11 protein-coding genes are annotated in these 13,287 nt (G+C 54.7%); 6 read left to right on the top strand and 5 right to left on the bottom strand.

The features are described from left to right. Positions 1-48 precede the first annotated feature (48 nt). From SPI6313_RS07350 to SPI6313_RS07340, 3 genes are all read right to left on the bottom strand, one after another. The gene (locus SPI6313_RS07350) at positions 49-588 is read right to left on the bottom strand and encodes a Uma2 family endonuclease (RefSeq protein ID WP_175551088.1); all 540 of its coding nucleotides are present in this window, start codon (positions 586-588) and stop codon (positions 49-51) included. Between the two features lie 311 nt (positions 589-899). Then, entirely contained in the window at positions 900-2,606 is a 1,707-nt protein-coding gene (locus tag SPI6313_RS07345; RefSeq protein WP_245788642.1) for a R3H domain-containing nucleic acid-binding protein, read from the bottom strand. A 100-nt stretch (positions 2,607-2,706) separates the two neighbouring features. Continuing rightward, positions 2,707-3,897: a Light dependent period protein LdpA domain-containing protein gene (locus SPI6313_RS07340; protein WP_072620410.1), complete on the bottom strand. Its 1,191-nt coding sequence runs from the start codon at positions 3,895-3,897 to the stop codon at positions 2,707-2,709. Between the two features lie 103 nt (positions 3,898-4,000). On the opposite strand from SPI6313_RS07340, the gene SPI6313_RS07335 reads away from it, so the two are divergent. The 5 genes from SPI6313_RS07335 (at position 4,001) to der (ending at position 10,864) form a co-directional block, all read left to right on the top strand. Continuing rightward, entirely contained in the window at positions 4,001-5,167 is a 1,167-nt protein-coding gene (locus SPI6313_RS07335; protein WP_072620409.1) for an RNA-guided endonuclease InsQ/TnpB family protein, read from the top strand. Between the two features lie 397 nt (positions 5,168-5,564). Further along, positions 5,565-6,428: an RnfABCDGE type electron transport complex subunit D gene (locus tag SPI6313_RS07330; RefSeq protein WP_072620408.1), complete on the top strand. Its 864-nt coding sequence runs from the start codon at positions 5,565-5,567 to the stop codon at positions 6,426-6,428. 137 nt (positions 6,429-6,565) lie between these two features. Beyond that, entirely contained in the window at positions 6,566-7,945 is a 1,380-nt protein-coding gene (locus SPI6313_RS07325; RefSeq protein ID WP_072620407.1) for a DUF2330 domain-containing protein, read from the top strand. A gap of 24 nt (positions 7,946-7,969) precedes the next feature. Next, a complete protein-coding gene (locus SPI6313_RS07320; RefSeq protein ID WP_084668935.1) occupies positions 7,970-9,328 on the top strand; it encodes a DUF2330 domain-containing protein in 1,359 nt (452 codons plus the stop codon). Positions 9,329-9,505: 177 nt separating this feature from the next. Further along, positions 9,506-10,864 carry a ribosome biogenesis GTPase Der gene (der, locus tag SPI6313_RS07315; protein WP_072620406.1) on the top strand — a complete coding sequence of 453 codons (1,359 nt, stop codon included), beginning with the start codon at positions 9,506-9,508 and terminating at the stop codon, positions 10,862-10,864. A gap of 74 nt (positions 10,865-10,938) precedes the next feature. On the opposite strand, the gene queA is transcribed toward der, so the two are convergent. Then, a complete protein-coding gene (gene queA / locus SPI6313_RS07310) occupies positions 10,939-12,036 on the bottom strand; it encodes a tRNA preQ1(34) S-adenosylmethionine ribosyltransferase-isomerase QueA (RefSeq protein WP_072620405.1) in 1,098 nt (365 codons plus the stop codon). Between the two features lie 264 nt (positions 12,037-12,300). Between queA and SPI6313_RS07305 the strand changes: the two genes are divergently transcribed. Continuing rightward, the gene (locus SPI6313_RS07305) at positions 12,301-12,690 is read left to right on the top strand and encodes a hypothetical protein (RefSeq protein ID WP_072620404.1); all 390 of its coding nucleotides are present in this window, start codon (positions 12,301-12,303) and stop codon (positions 12,688-12,690) included. Positions 12,691-12,901: 211 nt separating this feature from the next. Here SPI6313_RS07305 and SPI6313_RS07300 read toward each other — a convergent pair whose 3' ends face one another. Next, positions 12,902-13,177: a TM2 domain-containing protein gene (locus tag SPI6313_RS07300; RefSeq protein ID WP_072620403.1), complete on the bottom strand. Its 276-nt coding sequence runs from the start codon at positions 13,175-13,177 to the stop codon at positions 12,902-12,904. Between the last annotated feature and the right edge of the window lie 110 nt (positions 13,178-13,287).

The raw sequence follows: 13,287 nt of genomic DNA, 5'->3' as shown, positions 1-13,287 counted from the left end.
CGAACCCCGGCAAGCTTAAGCCTTTCTCTACAGGTTTCCGGGTGAGATTTAGCGTTGTTGCTGTGTCATCGCCATCACCTGATTCACCGTCAGTTCAAGCCCTAACCCAAAGTCTGGTAGCTCATCCCCCCCACCATAGATCAGCGGTAAGTTTTCCCCTTCCCACACCCAAATTTGTTGGCGATCGCAATCAATCAGCCAGGCCAATTGCGTCCCACAGCGGAGACAATGGAGAATTTTCGTTTGTAAATCTAAGGTGCTTTGGTCGCGGGAACGAATTTCAATCACCACCTCTGGAGCGCCATTAAATGGCCCATCCTGATCCCCAAGACGCTCTGAAGCGATCGCCACAATATTAGGCACGGGTGAATAGGGGGGGATAATACAGCGCAATTCTTGAATGGCTTCAAACCCAGCGGCGCGATCGTTGATGTGATTCACCAAATTACGTTGCAAGCGCGAATGAAACAGCGTGGGCATCGGCTTTTGGGTCGGTATTCCCTCGATCAGTTCCCAGGCGGGTGATGCCTCAAGATTTCCTTGAGCCAAAAACTCCCCAAGCGGCACGGCAGCAGTTATCGATGACATAGACATTTCCTTAACAGGCCCATTGAATCAATCCCCCTAGCCGTATTGTGCCCTCATCCCCGGCCCCAGGAGAAGAGAGTGCAAAGCCCTCTCCCGTGGGCTACCGCTTATACACAACATTCTAATGTTGACCTAGCCTGAATTTGATCCCCCTCTCAATCAGGGCAGCGAGCTAGAAGCTCGCACTACAAAGGATTTCATGCAGGGTAGTGTGAGCCTCTGGCTCACGTATTACCAGCTCCAGACTCGCAGCTTGGGTTATGGATAAGCAGTAGCTAGCCCACGGGAGAGGGTTGGGTGAGGGCAATACACTACGCCGGATAGATCCGGAGACGGCGGTTAGGTTCTTCGCCGAAACTGTCGGATTGGAGGCGATAGTGTTCGACGAGTTCGTGCTGCATTTTGCGGACTTTGGGCGATCGCGGCAAGAGTTCCACGGGTTGGCCCTTGGGGAGGACGATTTGCTCCACAGCAAGGCGGGCTTCTTCGAGGGCTTCGAGTTCGTCATCGCTGCCGTTGTAGCTGAATAGCCGCAGATCCATCGCTTCGGGGGAGTCGTAGTCATCCATGCCCAGCATCCGCCGTAGGGCCTTCGTGATTTGGGGGAGGCCGCTGGATTTGACGACGTGGATCGGGATTTGGCGGGATTTGGCGATTTGGCGGAGTTTGGTGTGGTTTTTAATTTGCGATCGCAACGCCAGCACCACATCCGCCCCACTGAGATCCCGCGTGATCACCACCGGCACATTGAGCCGCTCGATCGCGCTTTCGAGGTGCGATCGGCCAATCCCATAGGAATAGACATAGACCGGAAACTCCTCCCCATTGGGCCCCGGAAACCGCTCCTTCGCCACAAACAGATCCTCTGTTTCCAAAGACTGATCCAAGAGTTGATCAAAACTGCTCGGCTTGGCCGTCGGCACCGGCTGCATCCGTCCCGACGCACGCCAGCCCTGGAGTTGGATCGGCGCATTCACAGGGGTTTTGGGGCGTTTCGGCTGGGCGATCACCGCCTCTTGAATCACTTCCACATCCCCGGATTGATTCACCGCCCGCACTTCCGGCACCGGCTCACCGCCCCGCAACAGGTGATCCACCGTTGTAGACACATCCTGATGAATCGCCCAGCGTTGCCGCTCCCACATTTCCACGGCAATTTCAAAGGTGGGGGGCGCTTTGCGTTCGAGGACGGTTTTTTGCGATCCCCGTCGCCGTGCTTCATCATCACCGAGGGTCACGGCTTGGATGCCGCCGATCAGATCTGAGAGGGTGGGATTTTTAATCAGGTTTTCGATTTGGTTCCCGTGGGCGGTGCCCACCAGTTGCACGCCCCGTTCTGCGATCGTGCGGGCCGCGAGGGCTTCCAATTCCGTGCCAATCTCATCAATGACAATCACTTCGGGGGTATGGTTTTCCACCGCTTCGATCATCACCCGGTGTTGTAATTCCGGTTGCGCCACCTGCATCCGTCGCGCTCGCCCGATCGCCGGATGGGGAATATCACCATCCCCGGCAATTTCGTTAGAGGTGTCAATCACCACCACCCGTTTATTGAGGTCATCGGCTAGCACGCGGGTAATTTCCCGCAGAGCCGTGGTTTTGCCCACCCCTGGCCGCCCTAACAGTAGAATCGATTGCCCCGTTTCCACCAGGTCATGAATCAGGCCAATCGTGCCAAAAACCGCCCGCCCGACGCGGCAGGTCAGCCCGACGATCTCGCCCTGACGGTTCCGCATTGCGCTGATCCGGTGCAAGGTGCGCTCAATCCCGGCGCGATTATCGCCGCTGAACATCCCGACGTGCTGGACGCTGTATTCCAAATCTTGGCGGGAGATGGGGGTTTCGCTTAAAAACGTGGCTCCGCTGGGAAAACGAGCTTCCGGGAGGCGGCCTAAATCCATCACCACTTCGATCATGGTGTTGTGTTCGGGATGGTTAGCGATCGCGTCCCGTAGTGGCGGCGGAAAAATATCCAGCAGTTGATCGAGGTTGTCCGTAATTTCCGTGCGCGTGGTCATAGGGCCTTTAGCCCCGGAATCGAGGTCGTGATTGGGTGAATTTAGAGGGATTAAAGACACGTTGTTATTAGGGTTGACCATCAGAAAATTTTTTTAACAATCAAAAGCAACGGACAGACGGTTCGATTCTGAGGCCATCGGAGGGATGGGAATCGCGCCGGGATTGAGACTGTCCAGCCTTCAGGGGCTGCACGAGTGTTTCCGCCAGACGCACCGCCTCCCAGAGCAGATCGGGATGATCTTCAAGGCGGGACGAGGAACGCCGCGCCAAGGATTCCAGCACCGGGGCCAGGAGTTGACGCGCATAGCCGCCATAGCCTACCCCCGCCACAAACATTGACCCAGGGGCCAGCAAACCGCGCTCTGCCAGTTTTGGCACGGTTTGGGCATTGGTTCCCCCCGCCAGTTGCACCTGACCGGGGAGGTTTGCCCCCAGCACTTTCGCCGCCAGTTTGATGCTGGCGTGGGTCGTGCCGGGGCCAATATCGCCGCTCATGGGTCGGCCATCGGTTTGCCACAGCAAGGCACAGGGCAACGGATCAAGGAGATCGGCCAAACTCCGCAAGTAGGGCAAGAGATCGGGATGATCCGGACAACTAATGGCTAAGAGTTTGATGTGAGGGTGACTACCGTGAGGGTGACTACCGTGAGGGTGACTACCGTGAGGGTGACTACCGTGAGGGTGACTACCGTGATCGCACCAAGGGCGCAACACCTGCCAGACTCGCTTAAACCCATCTAGGTTGCCCACCTGCGTATGAATTTCCACCGCATCAATGCCCAGGGCAACGAGTTGCGGCACTACCACCTCCGGGGCAGACACATAGGATCGCGCTGCAATTAGTTGGCTCGGACAAACGGACAGACACCGCCCACAGCCATAGCACAGGGCATCGATTACACCTGCTGTTGAGGGTGCGATCGCAGCCGTGGGACAAACCGTCTCGCAGGGACGCGGACAGTCTACCGGGCAGAGGTTCGGGTCAAATTCCGCCTTGCGAAAGTGGGGATCAACCCCATCATTGAGGCTGACCATCAACCAGGGTTGAGCCTGTCCCGCACCGTTCTGTCCAGGGACTGGGTCGCGCAACTGGGCCGCAACCCGCAACGCAACCTGAGTGGCTTGAATGACAGCCGGGTCAGCAGCCACATCAATACAGTCAGCACCCGCCAAGGTGTAGGCAAGGGCAAGGTTGCGCACAGCCGGTAAATGCTGAAAGCTTGCGCCGCAAATCAGCTTGAACCACTGTCCTGTTTCGATGGCGTGTAAAGGCGAGTTACATTTATTCACGATAACTCCTTGATACGTTTTTCCTCCCTGGGCTAAAGCCGCAGGGAGGAAAAACGAACGGCAGCTTTAGCTGCCAGTTATTCACGGGTGATACGATTGCCCCATGAAACAAACACTGACAATCACTTGCAAGCTTCGACCTACGCCTGAACAAGCCCTCAAGATTGAGGCTTTGCTCAAGGCGTTTGCTGACGCTTGCAACTTTGTCAATCAGTCCGTCAAGCCCTCTGTCACCCGCAAGACCACCATTCAAAGCCAGGTTTACCAGGACATTCGGGCGCGGTTTGGACTGAGCGCTAACCAGGCCGTCAGGGTTTGTGCCAGAGTCGGGGCTAACCGCAAGACTGCCAAGCTGAAGCACAGGCCCGTCAAAGCCTTTCGGCCAACGTCGGCTGATTACGACGCTCGCGTTTTTGCCTTCAGGGAGAAGGACTGGACTGTGAGCCTGACGCTTTTGGATGGCAGGGAACACATCAGGCTCGATATGGGCAATTATCAGCGGGGCAAGCTGAAAGGACGTAAACCCACCTCTGCCCAGTTGTGCCAGCATCGGGACGGCTTCTACTACATCCACATTCAACTGACGGATGATGCGCCCGATCCCATCAAACCCGACAAAGTGATCGGGGTTGATTTTGGCAGGCGCAAAATTGCCAAGACCAGCACAGGTCAGGGTTGGGACGGCAAGCCGTTGAATCAGATTCGAGACAGATTTTCTAGGGTAAGAGCATCTCTTCAGAAGAAAGCCTCGAAAGGCACAAGGTCTAGTCGGCGGCGATGCCGCCAGGTCTTGCAACGGCTGTCGGGCAGGGAGAGGCGCTTTCAACAATGGTTGAACCATTCCATCAGTGCTGCCATCATCCGAGAGGCCAAGCAGCTTAACGCTGCCGTTGCCATTGAGGATTTGACAGGCATCAGAGAGCGCACGAACCAACAACCGAGAAGCAAGACCGAACGGAGACGGTCTAACAGTTGGGCGTTCTATCAACTCCGTCAATTCCTGGCCTACAAAGCCATTAAGGAAGGCATTGAGTTGGTGGCTGTGCCGCCTGCCGACACCAGTCAAACTTGCCACCGCTGCAACCATATGGGGCTGTGGTCTGGGAAGAGCTTTAATTGTGGGCATTGTGGCTGGCATGGTGATGCTGACTGGAATGGTGCAATCAATATTTCTAAGCTTGGGGCAGTGGTAAGCCTGCCTAGAGGTTCGGGATTGTTTTGCTCTTTAGAGCAGGCTGTTTCAGGGCTACCGAAAGCCCCGTCGCTTTAGCGCGGGGATGCTTACCTCTCTATGCTAAAACGTTGTTTCCCAAAGTAGGCAACTTTCTTCGAGGCAATCACCCACCTGCCCATATCTAGTGTGTTCTTAAATTCCAGCACCGTTAATTAGTGTTGTGGCGTGATCCCCGTTGATCCCGCTGTACTGTAATACAAAATAACACAGAATACTACAAAAGAGGCCGCAAGGGGCTGAAGCCACCTTGTTTTTGAATTTTGAAAAGCGCCGACAAGGCGGATTTAGCCCCTTGCTCCCCCAGCGCGATCGCACCTGGTCCCCCCACAAAAACCCTGCCCGTGAAATGCTGCCCGTTTCACAAACGGTAACAAGCGGGGATTTTTCAAAATGACCGTTCATACTAGAGCCAATTGACGTTGAATTTGAAACTATGTTCAAAGACGCTCGGATTGCCCAGATTAGTTTTCTGGCGTTGTTTTTATTGTTAGGCATTGGCACCCGTGACTGGACATTGCGCCCGGAACTGTTGGCGGTGTTGGGAGCGAGTTGCCTAGGGATGCAGTGGGTGACGCGATCGCTCCTGCCCACCCTCCGCCATCAGCCTGGGGTGAAACTCTGGGCGATCCCCTCCTGGGAAAGTGCGCTGATTACCGGGTTGGGGCTGTGCCTGTTGCTGCGGGGCAATAGTGTGGCGACGATGGCGTTAGCGGGAGGGGCGGCGATCGCCAGTAAAACCCTCTTTCAATACCGCGATAAACACTTTTTCAACCCCGCCAATTTTGGCATTATTGTCGCCTTACTCCTCACTCCCGACGCTTGGGTATCGCCCGGCCAATGGGGAACGCAGGCTTGGTATTTAATTCTCTTCGTCGGGGCGGGGGGCTTGGTGTTGCGCTGGGTGGGTCGTTGGGAAACCTCAGCGGTGTTCCTCGCCACCTATGCCGGCTTGGAAGCGGTGCGGATGTTTGCCCTCGGTTGGACGGCGGATGTGTATCTGCATAAGTTGATGAGCGGTAGTTTGCTGTTGTTTGCCCTGTTCATGGTCACCGATCCGCGCTCAATTCCCAATGCGCGGCACGGTCGTTTTGTTTGGGCGGCGGCGGTGGCCTGGTTGGCGTTTTTATTGCAAGAGGAATTTTTTGTCAGTACGGCGATGTTTTGGGCCTTGTTTGCCCTGTCGCCCTTAACGCCGTTGCTGGATCGGGTGTGGACAGGGTCTCGCTTTCAATGGCAGGAGCCGGAAAGCCACGCCACTGCTCAATCGTTGATCCATGGGTTAGGCAGCGTAGAGTAGTCGCCCCCCTGCCAAGAAGTTCTTGGGCTTCTCAGTGTGGTGGCAGAGCCACCCCGGTAGCGTGCCACGGCGGAGCCATGGCACGAGAGTGAAGAAGAGTGGGCTTGTTGTATTTGTTTTAGGAGATAGGAATTGTGATGATTTTGATGCGTAAGGGTTGGCGATCGCTGCTCGCGTCGCTGTTGGCAATCGTGATGTTTGTGGGGATGACCCCGGCGGCGTTGGCGTTTTGTGGATTTTATGTGGCCCAGGCCGATGCGGATTTGTTTAATCAAGCGTCCCAGGTGATTATTGCGCGGGATGGCGATCGCACCGTCCTCACCATGGCCAATGATTACGAAGGCGAGTTAGAGGATTTCGCCCTGGTGGTTCCCGTGCCGGTCTTGCTCACCGAAGAGCAAGTCCATGTGGGCAACCCGGATATTTTGAAGCGGTTGGACGAATTTAGTGCGCCGCGCTTGGTGGAATATTTCGACAGCAACCCCTGTGAGCCGCAGATGTTGCGGATGCCCTCTGCTGTGCCCGCTCCGGCGGCGGTCATGGAGGCTGATCGTGCAGCACCCCAAAGCGATGCCGCCCTCGGTGTCACGATTGAGGCCGAATTCAGCGTCGGGGAATACGACATTTTGATCCTCAGTGCCAAGGAATCCAGCGGTCTGGAAACCTGGCTGCGCCAAAACGACTACACCCTCCCCACGGGCGCGAGCGAAGTCCTCCGCCCCTACATCCGCCAGGATTTTAAATTCTTCGTGGCCAAGGTGAATCTCGAAGAAGTCAACGCCGATGAATCCCAACAGTTGCGCCCCTTGATGATGGCCTATGAATCGCCCCGGTTTATGCTGCCAATTCGGTTAGGGATGCTGAACGCCAACGGGGATCAAGACTTGATCGTCTATATCCTTACCCCCAGTGGTCAGGTGGAAGTGACCAACTATCGCACCGTGAAAATTCCCTCTAACACCGATGTGCCGGCCTTTATTGAGGATGAGTTTGGCGAGTTTTATCAAGCGATGTTCCAAACCTCCTACGAGCGGGCCAATAAGGAGGTGGCGTTTTTAGAATATGCCTGGGATATGTCCTGGTGTGACCCCTGCGCGGCGAATCCGTTAACGCCGGACGAACTGCGTGAGGCGGGGGTGTTTTGGCTCAATGGGGGACGCGGGGATGGGCAACGGATCGCGCCGACTCCATTTCCGCAACCGGGGGCGGTGAATGCCTATATCACCCGGCTCCATGTGCGCTATAGTCGCGATCGCTTCCCGGAAGATCTCGCCTTTCAAAACACCGGCAACACGGATAATTTTCAAGGTCGCTACGTGATTCGCCATCCCTATCGCGGTGAACTGTCCTGTAGTGCGGCGGATCAATACCGCAAAGCCGTCCGGGAACGCCAAGAACAAGCCGGGAATACCGTCGCTGAACTCACCGGATGGAGTAAAACAGAGGTGTATTCCAAAATTGATTGGCTCACAGAACGGTCTCCTCGTCGTCCTTGGTGGCGAGATCTGTGGAACTAGAGCAACACAGTATAAAAAAAACCCATGAAACAACAGCGGCACTGGTGGCGATCGCCCCTGACCGGAATCCCACAGCAATCACGCAGCGCGATCGCCTTGGTGATCGGTCTTCTGAGTTTGCTGATCGCGCCACCAGCCCTGGCCTTCTGTGGGTTTTATGTCTCCCAAGCCAACGCCAGTTTATATAACCAAGCCTCCCAGGTGATCATTGCCCGCAATGGCGATCGCACCGTCCTCACCATGGCCAACGACTACCAAGGCGACGTGCGTAACTTCGCCTTGGTGGTTCCTCTGCCCACCCTGATCCGCCAAGACCAGGTACAAGTGAGCAACCCTGAGATCATCACTCGCCTAGATCAATTCAGTGCGCCCCGATTGGTGGAATATTTCGACGAAAACCCCTGCGATCTCCCCGTACGAGGAGCGACACGGGGCGGGAATACTGCCCAATTTGACGATGCAGACTACGCCACCCTCGCCGCTGGCAGCCATGGGGTCACCGTCGAGGCTCAGTTTAGCGTCGGCGAATATGACATTGTCCTCCTCAGTGCCCAAGAATCCAGCGGCCTTGAAACCTGGCTGCGTCAAAACAACTACAACATCCCGGCCGGGGCGGCTCAAGTGCTCACCCCCTACATCCGCCAGAATTTTAAATTTTTCGTTGCCAGAGTCAACCTGACGGAATTTCGCGCCAACCAACGCCAACGCCTCCGCCCGCTGATGATGGCCTACGAATCGCCCCGGTTTATGCTGCCGATTCGCTTGGGGATGCTCAACGCCCAAGGGCCGCAGGATTTGCTGATTTACATCCTCACCCCAACAGGACAGGTGGAGTTGACCAACTATCGCACCGTCCAGATTCCGTCCGATTTTAACGTGCCGGACTTTGTGCAGGATGAGTTTGGCCGGTTCTACAATGCTCTGTTTCAAACGAGCTATGAGCAGGCGAATCGAGAGGTGGGTTTTTTGGAATATGCCTGGGATATGTCGTGGTGTGACCCCTGTGCGGCGGAGCCGTTGACGGCGACGGAGTTACAGCAGGCGGGGGCGTTTTGGGTGAATGCCCAGGCGAGTGGGCCGACGAATCCGGTGTTTATGACGCGGCTCCATGTGCGCTATGAGCGCGATCGCTTCCCCGAAGACCTCAGTTTTCAAACCACCGGCAACACCCAAAACTTCCAAGGCCGCTACATCATCCAGCATCCCTATCGTGGCTCCCTCGACTGTCCCGCTGCCGAGGGCTATTACCGAGAAGTGAGCGATCGCCAACAGCTTGAAGCAGAAACCCTCGCCCACTATACCGGCTGGTCTGAGGCAGACGTTAACGCCAAAATGAACTGGCTCCTTCCCCCCTCGGCAGAGTCCGATTCGTTGCGACCATGAGACGGCGCGATCGCGTCAGGATTCTCTGGGATTCAGCAGGATCGTTTCTCAACAGGCTCAGCGAAAACCGTTAGGATAAAGAATCGGCCCTCTTGGTATATGACAGATTGCGTATGTTGACGATCGCAGGAGGGTGTTATTTTTAACGACCCTTCCTGTTCAGGACTTACAGAATCTATGTCTTTGCCTATCGTTGCGATCGTTGGTCGCCCGAATGTTGGAAAATCCACCCTAGTCAATCGCCTCGCTGCCAGTCGCCAAGCGATCGTCCATGATCAACCGGGGATTACCCGCGATCGCACCTATCAACAAGCCTTTTGGCTCGACCGTGACTTCATCGTCATTGATACCGGCGGCATTGTCTTTGACGATGACACCGAATTCCTGCCGATGATCCGCGAACAAGCCAACCTCGCCCTCAGCGAAGCCAACGCCGCCATCCTCGTCGTCGATGGCCAAGCCGGCCCCACCCCCGCCGACGAAGAACTGGCCCGCTGGCTACGCCAACAACACCTCCCCATTTTCCTCGCCGTCAACAAATGCGAATCCCCCGACCAAAGCATTATCCTGGCGAGTCAATTTTGGGAACTCAACCTCGGTGAACCCTATCCCATCTCCTCGATCCACGGCAACGGCACCGGGGACTTACTCGATGCCGTCGTCGCTGAACTCCCTTCCATCGACGAACTCCCTGAAATTGAAGAAACCAATGTCGCGATCGTCGGTCGGCCCAACGTGGGTAAATCCACCCTGTTGAACGCCCTCACGGGTAAAAATCGCTCCATCGTCAGCCCCATCTCCGGCACCACCCGCGACACCATCGATATGCACATCGAGCGGAACGGCACCAACTACCGCCTCATTGACACCGCCGGGATTCGCCGCAAAAAAAATGTGGAATATGGGGCGGAGTTTTTCAGCATTAACCGGGCCTTTAAGGCGATTAAGCGGGCCGATGTGGTGCTGCTGGTGATCGATGCCGTGGATGGGGTGACGGAGCAGGATCAAAAACTGGCCGATCGCATCATTGAAGAAGGTCGCGCCGCGATCATCGTCGTCAACAAATGGGATGCCGTCGAAAAAGACTCCTACACGATCTACGACTTTGAGAAACATATTCGCGATCGCCTCTACTTCTTCGACTGGGCCGAAATGCTCTTCATCAGTGCCCAAACCGGCCTCCGCGTTGATAAGCTCTTCGGCAGCATCGACAAAGCTGCGATCGCCCACCAACGCCGGATCAGCACCGCCGTCATCAACGAAGTCCTCCAAGAAGCGATCCGCTGGCACTCCCCCCCCACCAGCCGCCAAGGCAAACAGGGCAAAATCTACTACGGCACCCAAGTCAGCAGCGCCCCCCCCGTCATCGCCCTCTTCGTCAACGACCCCAAACGCTTCAACGAATCCTACAAACGCTACATCGATCGCCAATTCCGCGAACAACTCGACTTCACCGGAACCCCCGTTCGCTTCGCCTGGCGCGGCAAAAAAGTCCGGGAAGCCGAACGGAGTGCAAACCGCGCCACCAAGGTTTAGGCCATTCATTAAAACCCATCAAAAAACGGGAGCAATGCCCCCGTTTTTTTTCGTTAAAAAGTACCAAAAATGCGTTAAATTATCGCATCCGGTAAGATCAACATGGCATCCCCAAAGGAATAAAATCGGTAATCATGATCAAGTGCATCTTGATAAAGACTCAGCAGCCGTTCCCGGCCCACTAAAGCACTAATCATGATCAACAAACTGGATTTGGGTAGATGAAAGTTGGTAATCATCCCATCAATAATTTGCCATTGATGACCGGGATAAATAAACGTATCCAAAAACCCCTCAAAGGGTTCACTTAAGGCACGGATACCCCCCACCTTTTGTTGCGCAGCCGCACCCTCTAACGCCCGTACGCTGGTAGTGCCCACCGCAATTACGCGGCCACCCTTGGCACGGGTTTCTTTGATTTTGTCAATCGTTTCTGCGCTGATCGATGCCCATTCAGCATGCATCCGGTGGTCACGGATATCTTCAGTTTCGACTGGGCGAAATGTACCAACCCCCACATGGAGCGTTAACTCCGTGCGTTGCACTCCCATGGCCGTCAAAGCATCTAAAAGCTCTGGTGTAAAATGCAGGCCAGCCGTCGGGGCAGCCGCCGAGCCTGATGCTTTGGCATAGACGGTTTGGTATTGTTCTGGATCGGCTTCGGTTTCCGTCACATAGGGCGGAAAGGGAATATAGCCCACCTTGGCGAGCATCTGTTCCATGGTTTTGCCGGGCGGCAGGGTGAATTCCAGCACCCGCCCACCGGTTGTAAAGTCGCGCTCGATTACTCGTCCCCACAGCGGTGTATCATCACCATCTTCGGTTCGTGCGGTGAAGCACACTTCTGTGCCCATCTTGAACCGTTTACCGGGTTTCACCAAGGCCAGCCAGCAGTTTTTGCGGACTTCTCTTAACAGCAAAATTTCCACAGGCGCACCGGTGGATTTGCGACCATAGAGACGGGCTGGCAAGACACGAGTGTTATTCAAGACCAGTAAATCATTGGGCTTGAGCCAATCTGTCAGTTGGTGAAAGTGGTTATGAACATGACTATCGGGAGAATCGACCACAAGCAGACGCGATTGATCCCTAGGAGTGACGGGATTTTGAGCAATCCGCTCCGGAGGTAGTTCATACTGATAACTCGCGAGAATGTGATCTGTTAGGGCCATTCGCTTTCTATTGTTAGGTGTCAGGTTTGTTAGTGTCTATATCATCGTAATGCGAGGAGTCCCTTGCGTAGCAATACGGTGAGAATTTTGCCTCACCATCCTACGGGATTATTTGCCTAGACCGATGGGGAACTTTGGGTAGAGTCACCCATTATAGATCGGGGAACTCTCCCCTACACAAGGGAGTACATAATTAGGGACACTATTAAGTAGAGGAACCTAGAATCCCCAATCGATCCCCATTCGTTCGTGAGCCTGCTGATTATGTATTACCTATACTTCTTTGCCAATGCGAGTTTAACGCTTCGTCTCGCTGAATTCTTAATCCAAAAACGATCGCTCTCTGTGGCATTTATTTCGGTGATTCACCAAATAGATGGCTGGATTGTCCGGGTCAAACTCAATGACCCTGTTTCGGCACAACAGCATGGTGACTTTGTCGCCTATATGAATGAGTTAGGGATTCCCTACACCCCTGATATTCATGTCCAGATGGCGTTGTGGAGTTTGGAGACGGGGCAGCCGCCGGTGGATGTGATGCGTCGCTATCAGGTGGCGATCGTTTCCCATGGTGATCCGGACAAGGCGGATATTGAAGCGTTCCGCCGTCAGTTCACCCGTGGGTTAGGCTATTGTCCGGAAACCTTGGCTTAGGGTCTAGGTGGAAGCGACAGCAGGATGAAGCGCACGCAGAATCTCCACAGGTTTGTTCCACAGTAGCAGATGTGCTCATGGGTCTTGGTTTCGGCTCGATTGCCTGAAAATTTGATCGATTAAAAACCGCCAATTCTAGTCTCAACAATGGATCGGCGGTTTTTTGTGGGCGCGAGTGGTGGGATTAATCACGAGATCTTCTCTGAAATCACTAAAACCAACCCCGCTTGTTAATCAGATAGGTTTCTAAAAATTCTTCATCTGTTTTGGTCAGGTAAATAATCCCCTCCACTAAGCCGATGATGCCAATCACAAACGCGAGGATTCCGCAGGACAGCACCGAGACGAGAATCATAACGAGACCTTCAGTTTGGTAGCCCAGAATGAATTTATGAATTCCGAGTGCGCCAAGGAGAATACCACAGATCCCGGCAGCGATTTTCTTGCTGTTGGCATCGCTTAAGTTGGGTTCTTTGGGGTTGATCATCGGGTTAGCCTCATTGAATCATGGGTGAAAGACGGGCAACAATGGTCGTTTTAAACAGAATGATGCTTGCTCTATTGGGCGATGAAACCCATAGCTGAGAGCATTGTTAG

Source organism: Spirulina major PCC 6313 (assembly GCF_001890765.1).
Lineage (GTDB): Bacteria > Cyanobacteriota > Cyanobacteriia > Cyanobacteriales > Spirulinaceae > Spirulina > Spirulina major.
This window is presented reverse-complemented; position numbering and strand designations above follow the sequence as displayed.

What these genes read in the sequence shown, in the direction of transcription:
- SPI6313_RS07320 (WP_084668935.1), top strand. Translation starts at nt 7,970, where the DNA reads ATGAAACAACAGCGGCACTGGTGGCGATCGCCCCTGACCGGAATCCCA.
- SPI6313_RS07330 (WP_072620408.1), top strand. Translation starts at nt 5,565, where the DNA reads ATGTTCAAAGACGCTCGGATTGCCCAGATTAGTTTTCTGGCGTTGTTT.
- SPI6313_RS07345 (WP_245788642.1), bottom strand. Translation starts at nt 2,606, where the DNA reads ATGACCACGCGCACGGAAATTACGGACAACCTCGATCAACTGCTGGAT.
- queA (WP_072620405.1), bottom strand. Translation starts at nt 12,036, where the DNA reads ATGGCCCTAACAGATCACATTCTCGCGAGTTATCAGTATGAACTACCT.
- SPI6313_RS07335 (WP_072620409.1), top strand. Translation starts at nt 4,001, where the DNA reads ATGAAACAAACACTGACAATCACTTGCAAGCTTCGACCTACGCCTGAA.
- SPI6313_RS07350 (WP_175551088.1), bottom strand. Translation starts at nt 588, where the DNA reads ATGTCATCGATAACTGCTGCCGTGCCGCTTGGGGAGTTTTTGGCTCAA.
- SPI6313_RS07325 (WP_072620407.1), top strand. Translation starts at nt 6,566, where the DNA reads ATGATTTTGATGCGTAAGGGTTGGCGATCGCTGCTCGCGTCGCTGTTG.
- SPI6313_RS07300 (WP_072620403.1), bottom strand. Translation starts at nt 13,177, where the DNA reads ATGATCAACCCCAAAGAACCCAACTTAAGCGATGCCAACAGCAAGAAA.
- SPI6313_RS07305 (WP_072620404.1), top strand. Translation starts at nt 12,301, where the DNA reads ATGTATTACCTATACTTCTTTGCCAATGCGAGTTTAACGCTTCGTCTC.
- der (WP_072620406.1), top strand. Translation starts at nt 9,506, where the DNA reads ATGTCTTTGCCTATCGTTGCGATCGTTGGTCGCCCGAATGTTGGAAAA.